The following is a 1,458-nucleotide window of genomic DNA, read 5'->3' on the forward strand; positions in this document are numbered from 1 at the left end:
CGAGTCTTAATGACCCGTGTCAAGTGGCTGTGGGCGCTGGTGTGGCGGAACTTGTCGTTGTGAACGGCCGGTTGTCGCGCAACAGTGCCCACAGCACGTCGACCAGGCGGCGGGCCAGGGCGATCAGGGCTTGGATGTGGTGTTTACCTTCAGCTCGTTTGCGCTGGTAGAAGGTCCGTGAAGGTCCTTCGCGCAGGGTGGAGCACAGGGCGGCCATGTAGAACACCCGGCGCAGGCCCCGGTGGTAGCGGCGGGGTTTGCGCAGGTTGCCGTTGATCCGGCCGGAGTCGCGGGGCATCGGGGCCAGGCCGGCGAAGGCGGCGAGTTTGTCGGGGCCGCGGAAGGCGGTCAGGTCGCCGCCGGTGCCGACCAGGAACTCCGCACCCAGCACCGGACCCAGGCCGGGCAGGCTTTCGATGATCGAGGCGTGGGGGTGGGCGCGGAAGGTGTCGCCGATCAGTTTGGTGAGGTCCTTGGCCTCGCGGTCCAGGTCGAGCAGCCGTCGGGCCAGGCGCGCGATCAACGGCGCGGTGACGGCCTCGGCGGGCAGGGTGACGGTCTGTTCCGCCGCGGCGGCCAGGGCCTTGACGATCACCGAGTGCGCGGTGCCGGGGCGAACGCCGAGGTCGTGCAGGTGGCGGGTCAGGCCGGGTTCGCCCGCCGTGCGGATCGCCGCCGGTGTCTGAAACCCGGTCAGCAGGGACAGTGCGGCGCGGGTGGTGCAGTCCAGCGCCTTCTCCAGGGCGGGGAAGATCGAGGACAGTAGTTCGCGCAGTCGGTTGACGTCACGTACCCAGTCGTTGACCAGGTCGGCGCGTCGCGCGGTGAGCACCGCCAAGTCGGTCACGACCTGGTCCGGGACGGACAATCGGGGCAGGTCGCCGCGCATTCTGCAGGTCTGGGCGATGACCCTGGCGTCCTTGGCGTCGGTTTTGCCCTCGCCGCCGAAGGCGCCGGCCATGCGGTTGACCGTCTGTCCGGACACGTAGGTCACCGGCTGTCCGGTGGACAGCAGCAGCACGACCAGCAGCCCTGCCGCGCCCGAGGTCAGGTCCAGAGCCCACCGCACCTCGACAGCGGCTTTGCCGGCACGTGCGATGAGCTGCTCGATCGCGGTCTGGCCGTTGTCGACCCGTTGGGAGAACACGACCTTCCCGGTCTCGTCCACGGCGCAGGCGTGGTGGGTGGTCTTGCCCACGTCGATGCCCACCCAGATCCGTTCGCGAACCGCCACGCGGCTCGTTCCTTCCGTTTCCGCGGTTCAGGCCCGTGGACGACCCCGCCGGCACCTCCATAAACAGCGACCGCGCGCACAAGTCTCAATCAGAGGCCGAGGCGTCCAGATCGGCGGGGCGGCCACTCGTCGAGAGCCATCCAACGGCAGAGGACTGATTGCCACACCCCACCAACCCGGGCGTCCGGAACATCGTGTCCCGGACGATCAAGAGCTTATGGAGG

Annotated in this window: 1 protein-coding gene; it reads right to left on the bottom strand. The window is 68.9% G+C overall.

Going from position 1 to position 1,458, the window contains the following annotated elements; all coding sequences use genetic code 11:
- Nucleotides 1-19: 19 nt before the first annotated feature.
- Nucleotides 20-1,234: an IS110 family RNA-guided transposase gene (locus ACZ7GX_RS45690; protein WP_498786926.1), complete on the bottom strand. Its 1,215-nt coding sequence runs from the start codon at nucleotides 1,232-1,234 to the stop codon at nucleotides 20-22.
- Nucleotides 1,235-1,458 lie beyond the last annotated feature (224 nt).

This window comes from Actinosynnema sp. NPDC037264, assembly GCF_055603705.1.